This window comes from Streptomyces sp. NPDC051740 (genome assembly GCF_044453165.1).
GTDB classification, from domain to species: Bacteria; Actinomycetota; Actinomycetes; order Streptomycetales; family Streptomycetaceae; genus Streptomyces; species Streptomyces atrovirens.
This window is the reverse complement of the sequence record NZ_JBITCL010000004.1, coordinates 267238-284042: the sequence shown is the minus strand read 5'-3', so window position 1 is coordinate 284042 and position 16805 is coordinate 267238. Positions and strand designations below refer to the sequence as shown.

Annotated in this window: 12 protein-coding genes; 7 read left to right on the top strand and 5 right to left on the bottom strand. The window is 71.5% G+C overall.

The annotated features are described in order from the left end of the window. Nucleotides 1-4 precede the first annotated feature (4 nt). Together ACIA6T_RS09195 and hemE are read right to left on the bottom strand one after the other, a co-directional pair. Entirely contained in the window at nt 5-2050 is a 2046-nt protein-coding gene (locus tag ACIA6T_RS09195) for a SpoIIE family protein phosphatase (protein ID WP_399445920.1), read from the bottom strand. 102 nt (nt 2051-2152) lie between these two features. After that, the gene (gene hemE / locus ACIA6T_RS09190; RefSeq protein ID WP_399445919.1) at nt 2153-3247 is read right to left on the bottom strand and encodes a uroporphyrinogen decarboxylase; all 1095 of its coding nucleotides are present in this window, start codon (nt 3245-3247) and stop codon (nt 2153-2155) included. Between the two features lie 129 nt (nt 3248-3376). Between hemE and ACIA6T_RS09185 the strand changes: the two genes are divergently transcribed. The 3 genes from ACIA6T_RS09185 to ACIA6T_RS09175 all read left to right on the top strand — a co-directional run bounded on the left by ACIA6T_RS09185 (nt 3377) and on the right by ACIA6T_RS09175 (nt 6409). Beyond that, complete coding sequence (locus ACIA6T_RS09185; protein ID WP_399445918.1) at nt 3377-4060, top strand: DUF3000 domain-containing protein; 684 nt, start codon at nt 3377-3379, stop codon at nt 4058-4060. Between the two features lie 267 nt (nt 4061-4327). Next, entirely contained in the window at nt 4328-4990 is a 663-nt protein-coding gene (locus ACIA6T_RS09180; RefSeq protein ID WP_385048666.1) for a LuxR C-terminal-related transcriptional regulator, read from the top strand. 138 nt (nt 4991-5128) lie between these two features. Then, entirely contained in the window at nt 5129-6409 is a 1281-nt protein-coding gene (locus tag ACIA6T_RS09175) for a ribonuclease D (RefSeq protein ID WP_399445917.1), read from the top strand. Between the two features lie 98 nt (nt 6410-6507). On the opposite strand, the gene ACIA6T_RS09170 is transcribed toward ACIA6T_RS09175, so the two are convergent. Genes ACIA6T_RS09170 through ACIA6T_RS09160 form a run of 3 tightly spaced genes read right to left on the bottom strand, consistent with a single transcriptional unit; the run spans nt 6508 to nt 9604 of the window. Further along, nucleotides 6508-7338 carry a carbohydrate ABC transporter permease gene (locus tag ACIA6T_RS09170; protein WP_399445916.1) on the bottom strand — a complete coding sequence of 277 codons (831 nt, stop codon included), beginning with the start codon at nt 7336-7338 and terminating at the stop codon, nt 6508-6510. Continuing rightward, nucleotides 7335-8288, bottom strand: a complete 954-nt coding sequence (locus ACIA6T_RS09165; protein WP_399445915.1) for a carbohydrate ABC transporter permease — start codon at nt 8286-8288, stop codon at nt 7335-7337. The genes ACIA6T_RS09170 and ACIA6T_RS09165 overlap by 4 nt, the downstream gene beginning before the upstream one ends. Next, nucleotides 8288-9604 (bottom strand): ABC transporter substrate-binding protein, encoded by a 1317-nt coding sequence (locus ACIA6T_RS09160; RefSeq protein ID WP_399445914.1) that lies wholly within the window; start codon nt 9602-9604, stop codon nt 8288-8290. The genes ACIA6T_RS09165 and ACIA6T_RS09160 overlap by 1 nt, the downstream gene beginning before the upstream one ends. Before the next feature lie 151 nt (nt 9605-9755). Between ACIA6T_RS09160 and ACIA6T_RS09155 the strand changes: the two genes are divergently transcribed. From ACIA6T_RS09155 to ACIA6T_RS09140, 4 genes are all read left to right on the top strand, one after another. After that, nucleotides 9756-12143 (top strand): glycoside hydrolase family 2 protein, encoded by a 2388-nt coding sequence (locus tag ACIA6T_RS09155; RefSeq protein ID WP_399445913.1) that lies wholly within the window; start codon nt 9756-9758, stop codon nt 12141-12143. Beyond that, nucleotides 12140-13174 carry a LacI family DNA-binding transcriptional regulator gene (locus tag ACIA6T_RS09150; protein WP_399445912.1) on the top strand — a complete coding sequence of 345 codons (1035 nt, stop codon included), beginning with the start codon at nt 12140-12142 and terminating at the stop codon, nt 13172-13174. Before ACIA6T_RS09155 ends, ACIA6T_RS09150 begins: the two co-directional genes overlap by 4 nt. 286 nt (nt 13175-13460) lie before the next feature. Beyond that, entirely contained in the window at nt 13461-14678 is a 1218-nt protein-coding gene (locus ACIA6T_RS09145; protein ID WP_399445911.1) for a thiolase family protein, read from the top strand. Then, nucleotides 14675-16804: a 3-hydroxyacyl-CoA dehydrogenase NAD-binding domain-containing protein gene (locus ACIA6T_RS09140; RefSeq protein WP_399445910.1), complete on the top strand. Its 2130-nt coding sequence runs from the start codon at nt 14675-14677 to the stop codon at nt 16802-16804. The genes ACIA6T_RS09145 and ACIA6T_RS09140 overlap by 4 nt, the downstream gene beginning before the upstream one ends. The last annotated feature ends 1 nt before the right edge of the window (nt 16805 follow it).

Here is a 16805-nt window from a genome sequence, read left to right as displayed (position 1 = left end):
GCCCCTACCGGCCGGCTGTCCCGTGGTCGTCGGCGGGGGCCGTGGGCAGGCGCAGGGCCAGCAGGGCCACGTCGTCGTCGTTGTCCACGGTGAGCTGGTCGGCGAGCAGCGCGTCGCAGAAGGCCTCCAGCGGGTGTCCGACGGCGGCCGAGGCATGCAGCCGCAGCCGCTCCAGGCCGACTTCCAGGTCCTCCTCGCGGCGCTCCACCAGCCCGTCGGTGTACAGCAGCAGGGTCGAGCCGGGCAGCAGCGGCTGTACGGCGCCGGCGTGCTCGGGCCGTGGATCGAGTCCGAGCATCGGGGACCGGGCCGCGGTCAGGAAGCGCGCGGTGCCGTCCGCCTCGACCAGCAGCGGTGGCGGATGTCCCGCCACGGAGTAGTTGAGCTGGAAACGGCCGGGGGCCGGGCGTTCGACCCGGGCCAGGACGCAGGTGGCGGTGAACTCCAGGTAGAGGGTCTGCACGGCGACGTCCAGCCGGCGCAGGATCGTGCCGGTCGGTTCCTGGCGGTCCAGGGTGAGTCCGCGGAGCATGTTGCGCAACTGGCTCATGGTGACGGCGGCGGGCAGGTCGTGGCCGGAGACGTCGCCGATGGTGAGGACGGTGGCGCCGTCGCGCAGCACGAACGAGTCGTACCAGTCGCCGCCGACCTCGGCGGCCGCGGTGCTGGGCCGGTAGCGGACGGCGATGTCGAGGCCGGGCACGTCCGGTGGGTCGGTGAGCAGGCTGTGCTGGAGGGCCAGCGCCACCTGTCGGGTGCGCTGGTACTCCAGGGCGTTGCTGAGGGGGGTGTGGGCGCGTTCCAGGAGGGTCTGCAGCAGGTTGATCTCGGTCCGGCCGAGGGGAGGGCGGTCGCCGCTGGTGGAGACGGTGACCAGGGCGGCGGTGGTGCCGCCGACGACGACGGGGAACACCACGACGCTGTTGACCCCATCGGCCAGCCAGGGTTCGCCGTCGGGCGGGGCGAGCTCCGACGGGGGTGCGCCGGGCGGGAAGACGGCGTGGAGCGGGCTGCGCCGGTCGGCGGTGAGGGCGAGCGGGCTGCCGGGCCGCAGGTGCTCCTCGCGGTGCGGGGGCAGGTCGGGCAGGCTCTCGCAGGTGGTCGCGGTGACGCGCTGTGCGGTCAGCGGGGTGCCGGGCAGCCGGTGCAGGGCGTGCGGGAGGAGGTGGACGGTGCAGCTGTCGGCGATGTCCGGCACGATCACATCGGCGAGGGCGGTGAACATCTCGTCCAGCCGTACGATGCCGGCCGTGGCGGTGGCGGTCCGTGCCAGCAGTTCCTCACGCCGGGTCTCCTGCCACTCCTGCTCGACGTCCGCGCAGGTGCCCATCCACTCGACCACCGTGTCCCCGTCGCGCACCGGCGCGGCGTCGACGGCGAAGTGACGGTAGCCGCCGGCGGCCAGCCGCAGCCGGTAGGTGCGGGTCCAGCGGGGCGCCTGCTCGTCCAGCGCCCGCTGCCACGACTCGACGGCGGCGGCGCGGTCGTCGGGGTGGAGGGCGTCGATCCATCCGTCGCCGCGGAACTCCTCCCAGCTCTGCCCGGTCACCCGCTGCCAGCCGGGACTCGGCTCGGTCACCCCGCCCTTGGGGCCGGTCACCCACACGATCTGGGATCCGGCGTTCACCAGGCTCTGGTAGCGCTGCAGCGCGCGGCGGCGCTCCTCGGACAGGACACGGATCCGTTCCTCGCTGGTCACCTGCTCGGTGACCTCCACGATCACGCCGAGCACGCCGTGCCGGCCGTCGCTCATCGTGGCGCGGGAGATGCTGAACGAGAAGTAGCGGGTTCCGCCGTCCGCCGAGCCGGGGTAGGCCAGGTCGACGGGTACGGCGGTGAGCACCTCGGCCGTGCCCGTGGCGAGGACCCGGTCGAAGATGTCGAAGTAGCCGGACTGCGCGAGGTCGGGAAAGGCGTCGCGGATCGCCCGGTCCAGCGGACGGTCACCGAAGGTGTTCCGGTAGACGGCGTTCATGTACGCGAGCCGGTGTTCCGGCCCCTGCGTGAAGACGACGCCGATCGGGGCGGGGTCGAACATCTCGAGCCTCATGCGGCCTCCACCTGCCCGCACCCGGGAGCGAACGTGGCGGGCGACGTGTGCCCAGTACCCCGCCCCCGGGTTCCGACGCGCGTGCGGCGCGTACGCGGTGGGTCAGCGCGCGGTCCGCGTGTGGACGTACTCCACGAGGCGGGTCAGGGCGTCCGGGTCGGTGGACGGCATGACGCCGTGGCCGAGGTTGAAGATGTGGCCCTCCAGGCCGGCGGCCGTGTCCAGGACCTCCCGCGCCTTGGTCTCGACGGCCTCCCGGCCGGCGAACAGCACGGTCGGGTCCAGGTTGCCCTGGAGCGCCTTGCCGGGGCCGACGCGGCGGGCGGCCTCGTCCATCGGGACGCGCCAGTCGACGCCGACGACGTCCGCGCCGGCCTCGCCCATGAGCCCCAGCAGCTCGCCGGTGCCCACGCCGAAGTGGATGCGCGGGACGCCGTGGCCGGCCACCGCGTCGAACACCTTCGCCGAGGCGGGCAGCACCGAGCGCCGGTAGTCGGCGGGGGCGAGCGCGCCGGCCCAGGAGTCGAAGAGCTGGACGGCGGAGGCGCCGGCGGCGATCTGGACCTTCAGGAACGCGGCCGTGATGTCGGCGAGGCGGTCGAGCAGGTCGGCCCAGAGCCCGGGGTCGCCGTACATCATCGCCTTGGCGTTCTCGTACGTACGGGACGGGCCGCCCTCGACGAGGTAGCTCGCGAGGGTGAACGGAGCGCCGGCGAAGCCGATGAGCGGGGTGGACCCGAGCTCGCGGGTCAGCATGCCGATCGCCTCGGTGACGTAGGAGACGTCCTCGGGGGTGAGGTCGCGCAGCCGGGCGAGGTCGGCGCGGGTGCGCACGGGCCGCTCGACGACCGGGCCGACGCCGGGCTTGATGTCGAGGTCGATGCCGATGGCCTTGAGGGGTACGACGATGTCGCTGAAGTAGATCGCCGCGTCGACGCGGTGGCGGCGCACCGGCTGGAGCGTGATCTCGGTGACCAGGTCGGGGCGCATGCAGGAGTCGAGCATCCCGATGCCCTCGCGGACCTTGCGGTACTCCGGCAGTGAGCGCCCGGCCTGCCGCATGAACCACACCGGCGTGTGCGGCACGGGCTCGCGCCGGCACGCCTTGAGGAAGGCGGATTCCTGGACCGTGTCGTTCCTGACGGGGTCGGGGGTCGCGGTCGGCGTCTGGCCCGTCGGGCTTGCGTTGGCACTCACACCGGCAAGTCTCGCACGACCCGCCGACGCGCCCGGACCCCAGGGCCCGCGGGGCGGGATCCGGACACCGCCGGGCGGCGCGGGTGTCCCTCCCTGCGCCGGGGGCCCGTTCCGCTTAATCTTCCCCGCATGGCTGCGGCTCAGGGACGACTGTCGGACGGCGCTGGCGGAATGGATGAACGGAAGGGGACCGGAGGGGACTCCGGACAGGGGGGTGCGGGGGGTGCGCCCCCGCTGCCCTTCCGGGCCGCTGTCGAGGCGCTGCGCGGCGCGCGGCTGCGGCCGCAGATCGAGGTGGATCCCGCGCCCGCTCCGAAGCGGCTCGCCCCGTACGCGTACGCGCTGGAGGCGGCGGTCGTCGACGGCGAGGAGGATCTGGCCGACGGCCGGCTGGTGCTGCTGCACGACCCGGCCGGGCACGACGCCTGGCGGGGCACCTTCCGTCTGGTGACGCTGGTACGCGCGGAGCTGGAGCCGGAGATGGCGGCGGACCCGCTGCTGCCGGACGTGTGCTGGTCGTGGCTGACCGGTGCGCTGGCGGCGCGCGGACTGACGTGCGGCGAGCCGAGCGGCACGGTGACGCGGGCGAGTTCCCACTACTTCGGCGGGCTGTCCGCGCGGCCCGCCGCCTCGCAGATCGAGATCCGGGCCTCCTGGACGCCCCGGGAGGGCCTGGGCGGAGCCCCGGACACGGCCGCCCATCTGGCGGCGTGGTCCGATCTGCTGGCGCAGGTCGCGGGGCTGCCGCCGGCCGCCGCCGGGGACTCGTCCGTGGTGACGCTGCCGCAGCGGAGGGGTCCGCAGTCGCGCTGAACCTCCCGCTCGGGACTCCCGGCCGCCACCATCGTCCATCTCTTTGTCGACACGGCCACTTTCGGAAGCGTTGCGACGCGGATCGAAACCGTTCGGTCTTCGAATGATCGCTCGTGCGTCCGAATTGCTCGGATTGTTACTCATCACTTCGTGATCATTCGTTAAAGGACACCAGGTTTATTGCCGAAGACGACTGTGACCTTGAAAGCACGGTTCGTCCCGACTGCACCCCCACGAGCCGGCCCCGTCCCGTACCCAGGAGGCCTGGTGTCCGTTCTCCTCGAGCAGCCCGCAAGCCTGGTCGCCTACCGCCCGAACAAGCCGACCGCCATGGTGGTCGTGGCCGACCCGCGCGTCCGTTCCACCGTCACCCGCCATCTGTGGGCACTCGGTGTGCGCGACGTCATCGAGGCCTCGTCCGTCGCGGAGGCTCGTCCCCGCATCGGCAACCCCCGCGACATCTGCGTCGCCGAAGTCCATCTGCCGGATGGTTCCGGCCTCACCCTCCTCTCCGAGACCCGCGCCGCCGGCTGGCCCAACGGCCTCGCCCTCTCCGCCGCCGACGACATCGGCGCCGTACGCAACGCCCTCGCCGGCGGAGTGAAGGGTTACGTCGTCACCGGCACCCGCACCAACCTCGGGCTCCCCACCCGACCCGGTGCCGCCCCCATCGGCTCCGCCGCCGCCCGCCTGCACCGCCGCCCCCCGGGTGCCCCGAGCCACCCGGGCGGCTACCGAGAACTGTCCGGCCGCGAGGTCGAGGTGCTGCGACTGGTGGCGGAGGGCCAGTCGAACAAGGCGATCGGCGTCTCCATGGGCCTGTCCGCACTGACCGTCAAGAGCCACCTCGCCCGCATCGCCCGCAAGCTCGGCACGGGCGACCGCGCCGGCATGGTGGCGGTGGCCCTGCGCACCGGCATCATCCACTGACCGCCCCCGCCCGTTCCGCCCCGCCCACGGACTCACGAACACGATCTCTCACCCTCCTGACCGGAATACGACCCACCGGCGCCCGTCACGGAACACAACCGTCGACGGGCGCCTTCACGGCACGGATACCCTTGACAGGTGACCGACGCCCACGACACCGCAGCAGACCGTTCACTGCGCACCACCGGAGGCGCCCCTCCGGACGACGGCGGATCTTCTGCTACGGAGGCGCCGATCCCCTTGCTCGAACCGCGCGAGGGCATTCCCCCCGTGATCGCGGACGAGGCCGCCCTCGCCGAGGTGATCGCCGCCTTCGCCGCGGGCAGCGGCCCCGTCGCCGTGGACGCCGAGCGCGCCTCCGGCTACCGCTACGGCCAGCGCGCCTACCTCGTCCAGCTGCGCCGCGAGGGCGCCGGCACCGCGCTGATCGACCCCGTCGCCTGCCCCGGCCTGTCCGGTCTGGGCGAGGCGCTGTCCGGCGTCGAATGGGTGCTGCACGCCGCCACCCAGGACCTGCCCTGCCTCCGTGAGATAGGCATGGTGCCCACCCGCCTCTTCGACACCGAGCTGGCCGGACGCCTCGCCGGGTTCCCCCGCGTCGGGCTCGGTGCGATGGTCGAGAACGTGCTCGGCTTCGTCCTGGAGAAGGGCCACTCCGCCGTCGACTGGTCCACCCGCCCGCTGCCCGAACCCTGGCTGCGCTACGCCGCCCTCGACGTCGAGCTCCTGGTCGACCTGCGCGACGCGCTGGAGAAGGAGCTGGACCGGCAGGGCAAGCTGGACTGGGCCCGGCAGGAGTTCGACGCGATCGCCTCGGCACCGCCGCCCGAACCCCGCAAGGACCCCTGGCGGCGCACCTCCGGCATGCACAAGGTGCGCCGGCGCCGGCAGATGGCCGTCGTACGGGAGCTGTGGCAGACCCGCGACCGGATCGCACAGCGCCGGGACGTCTCCCCCGGCAAGGTGCTCTCGGACGCGGCGATCGTGGAGGCCGCGCTCGCCCTCCCGGCCAACCTCCACGCCCTCGCCGCGCTCAACGGGTTCGGGCAACGCGTGGGGCGGCGCCAGCTCGAGCAGTGGCAGGCGGCCGTCGACCGGGCGAAGGCACTGGGCGAGGACCGGCTGCCCCAGCCCGGCCAGCCGGTGACCGGCCCCCCGCCGCCGCGCGCGTGGGCCGACAAGGACCCGGCGGCGGCGGCACGGCTGTCCGCGGCGCGGGCGGGGATCAGCGCGTTGGCCGAGCGGCTGAACATGCCGCCCGAGAATCTGATCACGCCGGATACGGTGCGGAGGGTCTGCTGGGAGCCGCCGAAGGTCGTCGGTGCTGAGGCCGTTGCCTCGGCACTGACGGGATACGGGGCTCGGGTGTGGCAGGTCGAGCAGGTCACGCCCGTGCTGGTTGCCGCACTGTCCGCCTAGTCGCCGTAGGAACGTTCACCCTGTACGGCGGGTGCGGGTTGTCCGTGGCTTGTCGCGCAGTTCCCCGCGCCCCTTTGGGGCGCTTCCCTCAGGTACGTCTACTTGGTCGCCCCCCTCATGAAGCCGTTGTAGATGAAGCGCTGGAGGAAGAGGAAGACCAGCAGGGTGGGGAGGATGACCAGGACCGCGCCCGCCGAGATGGTTTCCCAGTGGGCGCCGAAGGGGCCCTTGAAGCGGAACAGGGACGTCGAGATCACGCCAAGATCTTCGGAGGGCATGTAGAGGAAGGGGATGTAGAAGTCGTTGTAGACGTTGATCCCCTTCACGATCACGACCGTCGCGATCGCCGGTTTGAGCAGCGGGAAGATCACCTTGCGGTAGACCGCGAAGGCGCCCGCGCCGTCCAGACGGGCCGCCTCGTCCAGGGAGACCGGGATGGAGCGGATGAACTGCAGGAAGATGTAGATCGACACGATGTCCGTGCCCATGTAGAGCGCGATCGGCGCCCACAGGCTGTCGAACATGCCGAAGCTGTTGACGATCTGGAAGGTCGCCACCTGGGTGGTCACCCCGGGCACCAGCGCGGCGAGCAGGAACAGGGCGACGACCAGTTTCCTGAAGCGGAAGTGGAAGCGGTCGATCGCGTACGCCGTCATCGAGCCGATGAGGATCGTGCCGCCGACGGCGACGACCAGGATGATCGCCGTGTTGCCGAACGCGGACAGCATCTGGCCGTCCCGGAACGCCGTCACGTAGTTGTCGAAGTTCAGCGGGTCCTCGGGCAGGGCCAGCGCTCCGCTGCCGTCGGCCATCTCCCCGGACGACTTCAGCGAGGTCAGGAAGACCACGGTGAGCGGCAGCAGCACGACGAGCGTGGCGAGGACCAGGGACACGTACACGAGGGCGCGGGCCACGGTGCGGCGGGTCATACCAGGTCCACCTTTTCGTCGGGGACGACGCGCCGCTGCACCCAGGTGACCGCCAGGACGATCAGCAGCAGGACGACGGCGGCGGCCGAGGCGAGGCCCGTCTTGTTGAACTGGAAGGCCAGCTTCACGGTCTGGATCACGAAGGTCTCGGTGCCGGTGGCGCCGCCGGTCATGATGTACGGGATCTCGAAGACCGAGAGCGAGCCGGAGACCGAGAGGATCACGCTGAGGCCCAGGATGGGCTTGATGCCGGGGGCGATGATGTACCGGAACTGGTGCCAGCGGCCGGCTCCGTCGATCTCGGCCGCCTCGTACAGCTCGCCCGGGATGGACTGGATCGCGCCGAGGAAGAGCACGAAGTTCAGGCCCATGTGGCGCCAGACGGAGACGCCGGCGAGTGAGGTGTTCGCGGAGAACGGCGTGCCCAGCCAGGCGTGGTCGGCCCCGACGCCGAACAGGCTCAGTACGGAGTCGAGGGTGCCGCCGTCCTGGAAGAAGTAGAGGAAGACGAAGCCGATCGCCACCCCGTTGATCAGGTACGGGAAGAACAGCACGCCCTTGAAGAAGTTCCGGAAGCGGACGTCGAAGCTGAGGACCGTGGCGAAGTAGAGGGCCAGGACGATCTGCACCACGGAGGCGACGAGGTAGTAGCCGCTGACGAAGAAGACCTCGAACAGCTCGGAGCGGGTGAGGAGTTCGGTGTAGTTCTCGGTGCCGGTCCAGTTCAGCTCCGGGCTGACGCCGTCCCAGTCGGTGAAGCTGTACGCGAGCATGTTGGCGATCGGCGCGTAGGTGAAGGTCAGCAGCAGGGCCAGCGGGGCGATCAGGAAGAGCCACGGGGTGAGGCGGCGCGACAGCCGGGTGCGGCGCGGGGCCGGCACGGCCCGCTTCGGCCCGGCGGGCGCGGCCGGGACGTCCGGCCGCGCCGCCTTGCGGGTGGTGTCCGTCATCAGGACCCCAGCGAGTTCCGCGCCTCGGCCCAGCGCTTGCCGAGGCCGCCGAGGAAGTCGTCGAGGCTGCCCCCGCGGGCGCCGCGGGCGAGGTCGACGAGTTCCTGACGGTAGTCGGGCTTGTAGATGCCGACCTCGGACTGGTTGTCGATGGACTTCACCTCGGCGCCCTTGCTGTCGTCGAGGTCGATGAGCTTGACGCCCTTCTCCTCGTACGGCCGGAGGATGTCGGGCAGCGGGGCGTCCTTCAGCGGGGACAGGGCGAGGTTGGCCGCCGCGTAGCCGGACTTGTCGGTGAACCAGTCGATCCAGGCGCGGGCGGCCTCCTTGTGGTCGGAGTTGACGTTGACGGCCTGCTGGTAGTCCGGGGAGGTCACCGCGCAGAAGGCGCCGTCCTGCTGCGCGGGGAAGGGCATGAAGCCGATGTCGGCGGGGTCGGCGCCGGCCTGCTTCGCGGCGTCCCGCATCTGGACGACGGCCCAGGAGCCGAGCCACATGGTGGCGATCTCGCCCTTGGCCAGTTTGGGCTTGGACCCTTCCCAGTTGGTGGTGGTCGGGTCCTTCTCCACGAGTCCGCCGCCGACGATGTCGTGGAGCAGGGTGTCGCCCACGCGCAGGTCGGCGCCCTCGGCCCACGGGTCGCCCTCGGCGAGCTTCGTGGTGGCGTTCGTGTCGCAGCCGACGGAGCCGTTGACGTTGGTCCACTGGGTCAGCGGCCACATGTCCTTGAAGTTGGTGTAGTACGGCACCGCGTCGGTCTTCGACTTGATCGCCTTCAGGTCGTCGAGGAACTCGGCCGGGGTGGTGGGCCAGTCGGTGACGCCGGCCCGGCTCCACACCTTCTTGTTGTAGATGAAGCCGGGGACGACACCGATCGGGCTCTGGCCGTAGACCTTGCCGTCGACGGTGGAGTAGTCGGTGAAGCGGTACTTGGCGCCGCGTTCGGCCTTGGTGCCGAGGGAGGCGAAGAACTTCGGGTAGTCCTTCTTCTCGATGACCGCCGGGATCATGAGGACGTCGCCGTAGTTCTCCGTGTTCATACGGATCTTGACCTCACCCTCGTAGTCGGTGAGGCCGTCGAACTCGACCTTCACGCCGGGGTAGGTCCTGTTGAACTCGGCCGCGTACTTCTTCATCGTCCCGTCCTGCACCAGGTCGGTCCGGTGGGTGAGGACCGTGATGGAGCCCTCGGCCTTCGACGGGTCCTCGGGCGCCTCGGCGTCCGCGCCCTCGGAGGAGCCTCCCGTGCCCGTGCAGGCGGAGGCCAGCAGGGCGAGGAGGGCGATCGATCCGGCAAGTGTGGTGCGGCGGTACATGTGCATCAGCTCCGTTCACGGGGCGGACGAGCACGAGTGGGTTGGCTGGTTCGGCACTCTGGCAGCCCCTCACTGAACCGGTAAAGTCTCTATTGCGCCAACGATGCCAAAACGTTGCCCAGACATGGCTCGACCGGTTTAGGGAGTGTGCATGCGTCAGGTCACACCGCTCGCCGAGGGATGGACCCTGCGACACCCGGACGGCACGGGGGACGCGCTCCCCGCCTCGGTGCCGGGGTGTGTGCACACCGATCTGCTGGCGGCCGGGCTGATACCCGACCCGTTCCTCGGCCGGAACGAGGCCGAGGTGGCGTGGGTGGGCCGGCGGGAGTGGACGTACGAGACGGAACTGACCGCCGGGACGGGCGCGCACGAGCGGACGGATCTGGTCTTCGACGGTCTCGACACCGTCGCCGAGGTCCTGCTCGACGGCCGGCCGCTGGGCCGGACGCGGAACATGCACCGCTCGTACCGCTTCGACGTGACGGGGCTGAGCGGGCGGCTGACGGTGCGGTTCGCCTCCGCGTACGCCGAGGCCGAGGCGGTGCGCGGCAAGCTGGGCGAACGGCCGGGAGCGTACGCCGAGCCGTACCAGTACCTGCGCAAGATGGCCTGCTCGTTCGGCTGGGACTGGGGGCCGACGCTGGTGACGGCCGGGATCTGGCGGCCGGTGCGGCTGGAGCACTGGTCGACGGCCCGGATCGCCCGGGTGCGCCCGCTGGTCACCGTCGAGGACGGCACGGGGCAGGTCGAGCTGGCGGTCGACGTGGAGCGCCCCCGGACCGGGGCACCGCTCACCGTGGAGGCGGGCGTCGGCGGTGTACGCGCCCGCGCGCAGATCGACGGGACGCGGGGTACCGTACGGCTGCGGGTGCCGGACGTCCGCCTGTGGTGGCCTCGTGGATACGGCGAACAGCCTTTGTACGACGTCGAGTTGACGTTGTTGCGCGGCGAGGGCGCGCTGGACTCGTGGCGGCGCCGGATCGGGTTCCGGAGCGTGGAGCTGGACACCTCGGCCGACGCCCACGGCACCGGGTTCACCCTGGTCGTCAACGGGGAGCGACTGTTCGCGCGGGGCGTCAACTGGATCCCGGACGACGTCTTCCCGTCCCGGATCACCCGTGAGCGCTACCGGCGGCGGCTGGAACAGGCGGCCGGCGCGGGCGTGGACCTGGTCCGTGTCTGGGGCGGCGGGATCTACGAGAGCGAGGACTTCTACGACGCCTGCGACGAGTTGGGGCTGCTGGTCTGGCAGGACTTCCCGTTCGCGTGCGCGGCCTACCCCGAGGAGCAGCCGCTGCGCGGGGAGGTGGAGGCGGAGGCACGGGAGAACGTCGTACGGCTGATGCCGCACCCCTCGCTGGTGCTGTGGAACGGCAACAACGAGAACCTGTGGGGGTTCAGGGACTGGGACTGGGAGCCGGGGCTGGCCGGGGACTCCTGGGGTGAGGGGTACTACCTGGGCGTACTGCCGCGTGTGGTCGCCGAGTCGGACCCGACACGGCCGTACACGGCGGGCAGCCCCTGGTCCGGTTCCTGGCTGCACCACCCGAACGACCCGGCGCACGGCACGCACCACTCCTGGGAGGTGTGGAACCGCACCGACTACGCCGACTACCGCCTCCATGTGCCGCGTTTCGTGGCCGAGTTCGGCTGGCAGGCGCCGCCCGCGCACGCCACGCTGCGGCGGGCGCTGCCCGGGGAGGAGCTCGCGCCGGACTCCCCCGGCATGCTGCACCACCAGAAGGCGGACGACGGCAACGGCAAGCTGGAGCGCGGTCTGGCCCGCCGTTTCGCCGTGCCGGAGGGGGACTTCGACCGCTGGCACTATCTGACGCAGGTCAACCAGGCACGCGCGATCGCCGCCGGGATCGAGCACTGGCGCTCGCACTGGCCGGTGTGCGCGGGCACCGTGGTGTGGCAGCTCAACGACTGCTGGCCGGTGACCTCGTGGGCCGCGATCGACGGGGACGGGCGGGAGAAGCCGCTCTACCACGAGCTGCGGCGGCTGTACGCGGACCGGCTGCTGACCGTGCGGGCGGACGGGGACGGTGGTGGTCTCGCGGTGGCGGCGGTCAACCAGTCCGCCGGGGCCTGGCACGGCACGCTGCGGCTGCGCCGGATGTCCGTGGACGGCACGGTGCTCGGGGAGGCGGGCCCGGTACTGGCCGCCGAGGGGCGGACGGTGGCGGTGACCGAGGTCCCGGCCGGTCTGGTACCGGCCGGCCCGAAGGAGTTCCTGGTCGCCGACGCGGACACGGTGCGGGCGCTGCACTTCCCCGTGCCGGACCGGGAGATCCCGTATCCGCGCCCGGAGTTCGAGGTCGCCCTCGCGCCCGACGGGATCACGGTCACGGCCCGCACCCTCGTACGGGACCTGCTGCTCCAGGCCGACCGGCTGGCCCCGGAGGCGGTGGCCGACCGGGGGCTGGTGACCCTGCTGCCCGGGGAAGAGGTGACGATCGGGGTGCGGGGCTGGAAGACTCCGGACCCGGACACCGCCCGTTCCGCCCTGTACTGCGTGGAGCCCACTCGATGACGGCAACGCCGCTCCCCCGCGTCACCATCAAGGACGTCGCCGCGCGCGCCGGTGTGTCCAAGGGGGCCGTGTCCCTCGCCTTCAACCGGAAACCCGGCCTGTCGGAGGCGACCCGCGACCGGATCTTCCGGGCGGCGCGGGAACTGGGGTGGGCGCCGAGTCCGACCGCGCGCACGCTGGCCGGGTCGCGGGTGGACGTGGTGGGTCTCGCGGTGTGCCGGCCCGCCCGGCTGCTCGGCCTGGAGCCGTTCTACATGGAGTTCGTCTCCGGGGTGGAGAGCGTCCTGGTCGAGCGGTCCTGCTCGCTGCTGCTGCGGCTGGTGCGCAGCCCGGACGAGGAGGTCGGGCTGATGGAGTCGTGGTGGAGGGGCCGGCAGATCGGCGGGTCGATCCTGGTGGACTTCCGGGCCGACGACCCCCGCCCGGCGGTGGCCGAACGGCTGGGGCTGCCGGTGGTGGCCGTCGGGCACCCGTCGCTGACCGGCGGGCTGACCTCCGTATGGACGGACGACGCCACGGCCGTGACCGAGGCGGTGCGGTATCTGGCGGCGCTCGGGCACCGGCGGATCGCCCGGGTGGGCGGCGCGGCGGCGCTCGGGCACACCTCGATCCGTACGACCGCGTTCGACGAGGCGGTCGGGGCGCTGGAGCCGGCCGCGCGGGCGTGGCAGGTGGCGACGGACTTCTCCGGGGACGCGGGCGCGCGGGCGACCCGCTCGCTGCTGGCGGCGGCGCCGGCGGAGAGGCCGACGGCGATCGTGTACGACAACGACATCATGGCGGTGGCGGGGCTGTCGGTGGCGGCGGAGATGGGGCTGCGGGTGCCGGACGACGTGTCGCTGCTGGCGTGGGACGACTCGCAGCTGTGCCGGCTGACGCATCCGACGCTGTCGGCGATGAGCCACGATGTGCACGGGTTCGGGGCGGAGGTGGCCCGGACGTTGTTCGGGCTGATCACGGGAGAAGGGCCGGGGTCCCACCCCGTGCCGACCCCGGTGTTGACGCCTCGAGGGTCCACGGCGCCGCCGTGAGGGTTTCCTCGCCCCCGCCGCCCCTTCCCGTTCCCGTCCCCCCGGGGGCGCTGCCCCCGGACCCCCGCTCCTCAAACGCCGGAGGGGCTAAGTTCCAGCCCCTCCAGCGTTTGAGGAGCGGGGTCTGGGGCGGAGCCCCGGTGTCGGGACGGGAAGGGGCGGCGGGGGCGAGGCAAACGTGTGATGTTCACCGCTCCGGCCGACGGGACTGTGCAGTCACGTTACCCACAAGTAGCATGACCCGTAAGCAAGCGCTCAGCGTCCCGCACCCTGGAGGAGAGCCATCGTGCCTCGTACCGTCAGGGACGTCGTCTTCGTCGACGGCGTCCGTACCCCGTTCGGCAAGGCGGGCCCGAAGGGCGTCTACCACGAGACCCGCGCCGACGACCTCGTCGTGAAGGCGATCCGGGAGCTGCTGCGCCGCAACCCCGGTCTCGACCCGAAGAAGATCGACGAGGTCGCCATCGCCGCGACCACGCAGATCGGCGACCAGGGCCTGACCATCGGCCGCACGGCCGGCATCCTCGCGGGCCTGCCCACCTCGGTCCCGGGCTACTCCATCGACCGCATGTGCGCCGGCGCCCTGACCGCCGTCACCACGGTGGCCGGCTCCGTCGCCTTCGGCGCGTACGACGTCGCCGTCGCGGGCGGTGTCGAGCACATGGGCCGCCACCCGATGGGCGAGGGCGTGGACCCCAACCCCCGCTTCGTCTCCGAGAAGCTGGTCGACGAGTCCGCCCTGTTCATGGGCATGACCGCGGAGAACCTGCACGACCGCTACCCGCAGATCACCAAGCGGCGCGCCGACGAGTACGCGGTCCGCTCCCAGGAGAAGGCCGCCAAGGCGTACGCCAACGGCAAGATCCAGGCCGACCTGGTGCCGGTCTCGGTGCGCCGCACCAACGCAGAAGCCGGCGAGACCGGCTGGGGCCTGGTCACCGCCGACGAGCCGATGCGCCCGGGCACCACCCTGGAGAACCTGGCCGGTCTGAAGACCCCGTTCCGCGTCCACGGCCGGGTCACCGCCGGCAACGCGGCCGGTCTGAACGACGGCGCCACCGCCTCGCTCATCGCGAGCGAGGACTTCGCCCGCGAGAACGGTCTCCCGGTCAAGATGCGCCTGGTCTCCTACTCCTTCGCGGGTGTGGAGCCCGAGGTCATGGGCTACGGCCCGATCCCGGCCACGGAGAAGGCCCTGGCCCAGGCCGGCCTGTCCATCTCCGACATCGGCCTGTTCGAGATCAACGAGGCCTTCGCCGTCCAGGTCCTCGCCTTCCTGGACCACTACGGCATCGCCGACGACGACGAGCGCGTCAACCAGTACGGCGGCGCCATCGCCTTCGGCCACCCGCTGGCCTCCTCCGGCGTCCGTCTGATGACGCAGCTGGCCCGCCAGTTCGAGGAACAGCCGAACGTCCGCTACGGCCTGACCACCATGTGCGTCGGCTTCGGCATGGGCGCGACGGTCATCTGGGAGAACCCGCACTTCGAGGGGGACAAGTGAGCACCACCGCAGAGCTGTTGAAGGGGGCAGCCGAGCTGTTCCCCGGCGAGGTCGTCACCACGGCCCACGTACGCCACTTCGAACTCCCCCTCGGCGCCGGGCGCTTCGCGCTCATCACCCTGGACAACGGGCTCGACCACACCAAGCCGACCACCTTCGGCCCCCAGTCGCTGGCGAACCTCGACGCCGCCGTCGACCAGGTGGAGAAGGAGGCCGCGGACGGCGAGATCGTCGGCGTCGGTGTCACCGGCAAGCCGTTCATCTTCGCGGTCGGCGCCGACCTCAAGGGCGTCGAGCTGCTGAAGCGGCACGAGGACGCGCTCGCCATCGGCAAGGGCGGCCACGACGTCTTCAAGCGGCTGTCGAAGCTGGCCGTGCCGACGTTCGCGTACTACAACGGCGCCGCGATGGGCGGCGGCGTCGAGGTCGGCCTGCACTGCACCTACCGCACGGTGTCGGCGGCCATCCCGGCGTTCTCGCTCCCCGAGGTCTTCCTCGGTCTGGTCCCCGGCTGGGGCGGCTGCGCCCTGCTGCCGAACCTGATCGGCGCCGACAAGGCCGTCTCGGTCATCATCGAGAACAGCCTGAACCAGAACAAGCAGCTCAAGGGCGCGCAGGTCCACGAACTCGGCATCGCGGACGCGATCTTCGAGGGCGCGGACTTCCTGGAGCAGTCGCTGATCTGGACGGCGGCCGTCCTCAAGGGCGAGATCGTCGTCGAGCGTCCGGTGATCGACCGCGGTGAGGCCTGGGACCAGGCCGTCGCGCGCGGCCGGTTCATCGCCGACTCCAAGGTGCACGGCGCCGCCCCGGCCGCCTACCGCGCCCTGGACATCATCGCCGCCGCCAAGGACGGCGACCTCCAGCGGGGCTACGACGCCGAGGACCAGGCCCTCGCCGACCTCATCATGGGCGGCGAACTGCGCTCCGGCATCTACGCCTTCAACCTGGTGCAGAAGCGCGGCAAGCGCCCGGCGGGCGCCCCGGACAAGTCGCTGGCCCGCCCGGTCACCAAGGTGGGCGTCGTCGGCGCCGGCCTGATGGCCTCCCAGCTGGCGCTGCTCTTCCTGCGCCGCCTGGAGGTCCCGGTCGTCCTCACCGACATCGACCAGGAGCGCGTCGACAAGGGTGTGGGCTACGTCCACGCCGAGATCGACAAGCTGCTCGGCAAGGGCCGTGTCAACCAGGACAAGGCGAACCGGCTGAAGGCCCTTGTCTCCGGTGTCCTGGACAAGGCCGAGGGCTTCGCGGACGCGGACTTCGTCATCGAGGCCGTGTTCGAGGAGATGGGCGTCAAGCAGAAGGTCTTCGCCGAGGTCGAGGCGGTCGCCCCGGCCCACGCGATCCTCGCGACGAACACCTCCTCCCTCTCCGTGACGGAGATGGCGTCGAAGCTGAAGCACCCCGAGCGGGTCGTCGGCTTCCACTTCTTCAACCCGGTCGCGATCCTGCCTCTGCTGGAGATCGTCCGCGGCGAGCAGACGGACGACGCCTCGCTGGCCACGGCGTTCGGCGTCGCCAAGAAGCTGAAGAAGACCGCGGTGCTGGTCAAGGACGCCCCGGCGTTCGTGGTCAACCGCATCCTGACCCGCTTCATGGGCGAGATCCAGAACGTCATCGACGAGGGCACTCCGGTCGAGGTCGCGGAGAAGGCGGTGGAGCCGCTCGGTCTGCCGATGTCCCCGCTGGTCCTGCTGGAGCTGGTCGGCCCCGCGATCGGCCTGCACGTCTCGGAGACCCTCAACCGGGCCTTCCCCGAGCGCTTCACGGTCTCCCCGAACCTCAAGGCGGTCGTCGAGGCCGGCAAGCGCGGCTTCTACGTCTACGACAGCGGCAAGCCCGAGCTGGACCCGGAGGTCGCGGCGCTGCTGAAGCAGGGCGACACCGTCCTCACCGAGGAGCAGGTCCGCGCCCGCGTCCTGGACGCGGTGGCCCAGGAGATCGGCCTGATGCTCGACGAGGGCGTCGTCGCCGAGGCCCAGGACATCGACCTCTGCCTGATCACCGGCGCCGGCTGGCCCTTCCACCTGGGCGGCATCACGCCGTACCTGGACCGCGAGGGCGTGTCGGAACGGGTGAACGGGAAGCGGTTCCTGGAGGCCGGGGTGGCGAGCGTGCCCGCCTAGG